At 67.3% G+C, this 1,472-nt stretch carries 1 protein-coding gene; it reads right to left on the bottom strand.

Annotated features, from left to right (window positions below):
- Positions 1–197 precede the first annotated feature (197 nt).
- A complete protein-coding gene (locus tag V6V89_RS41375; protein ID WP_334625213.1) occupies positions 198–1,430 on the bottom strand; it encodes an IS4 family transposase in 1,233 nt (410 codons plus the stop codon).
- Positions 1,431–1,472 lie beyond the last annotated feature (42 nt).

Genomic DNA, 1,472 nt, shown 5'->3' with positions numbered 1-1,472 from the left:
CAATACCGGTGACTTAAGGTCGTGGTGTCCGTTTGACGCGTTTCGGTTTGGTGGCGCCTGTGACGGTGATTGCCGGCTCGTCTGGCCGGTTAGGCGCCCGATGTGCGGCGCGCTTGAGGGGCCAGTTGGCGACTTTACGTTTGATGACGCGGGGGTTAGCCCGACGGCGGCGTGGCGGGAGCAGGCGTTCGAGGAGTTCAGCGAGGGTGTTCTTGACGGCGCGGGCGAGTGTGCCGGGGGGAAAATGCCGCCTGGTCGGTGACCTGGCGGCGGGCGACCCGCAGTGAGCGGGTGAAGGAGATCCGGTCGGGGTCGTGGTCGCCTTCGCTGGCGGCCTGGTGCATCAGGTGCCGGATGGCGTGGTGGACGAGCAGGAAGCCGTAGAGTTCCTGTTCGGCTCCGTCGGGGTGCTGCGAGCGCAGCACCAGATGTCGCCCGCCCAGGTGGGTTTTGATTTCGTCCAGAGTGGACTCGAACTCCCATCGTTGGGCGTAGAGAGCGGCCAGTTGGTCGGCCGGGGCAGTGCTCGGGTCGAGGATCGTGGTGATGAGCCGGTAGACGCCCTCGTGGCCAGCGATGGTGTACTCCACCGCCCGTACCCGCATACCAGGGCGGGTGTGGTGGATGTCGCTCTGGTCGAAGATCTCTGTGAGGTAGGAGCCGTCCGGTAGCTGTTCGATCACCGGCAGGACGATGTCTTTGCGGACCCGCCACAGCAGGTCCGCCCCGGTCGCGGCGGCTTTCTGCCACAGGTCCACGCTGTAGAAGCCGCGGTCGGCCAGCAGCAGCATCCCCGCTTGTAGTGAGGCGAAGACGTCTGCGGCGAGCGCGTGCTCGCCGGTGCGTAGCGGGCCGATCGCGGCGTCGAACACGACGTGGGTGCCGCACTCCACCAGGCCGACCATACGGATCTGTGGATAGCCCACCTGCACCTCGCCCCGCCCGGAGCGCGGTGGCCGGCCAAACGCCTCAACGTTGGCTGGCGTGTCGGGCAGGTCGAAGGTGGTGCCGTCGATCGCGGTCAACCGCCAGCCGCGGTAGAACGCGCCGCGAGTGTCCGGTGTAGCGACAGGCCGGCACACCGTGGCGAACAGCTCCTTGACCGGTTCCACACCCAGCCGGGACCGCGCCTTCCAGATCGCTGCCGTCGACGGCACCGTCCACCCAGCACGCCACCGGCGCCGCTCCCGCAGCCCCTCGGTGAGCAGCCGGGCGACCTCTTCATAGCCTTGGCCGCTGAACAGGCACATCGCCAGCACGAAGTACACCACCACACGGGCCGGCAACAGCCGACTACGCCGCTGCACCCGACCCGTCCGCGCCAGCACATCGTCCACAAGCGACGGCGGAAACGCGCACGTCAACACCCCGACCGCAACGCGATCCGACAGACGCTCACCCGATGACTTCAATTGACCCGCACGAGGCACACCACGACCAACGACCGAATTGCCCCTAAGTTACCGGTATTG

Origin of the sequence: Micromonospora sp. CPCC 206061 (genome assembly GCF_036906915.1) — a bacterium.
GTDB lineage: Bacteria > Actinomycetota > Actinomycetes > Mycobacteriales > Micromonosporaceae > Phytohabitans.
Note: the sequence above shows the minus strand (reverse complement) of the source record. Positions and strands in the feature narration are given on the sequence as shown.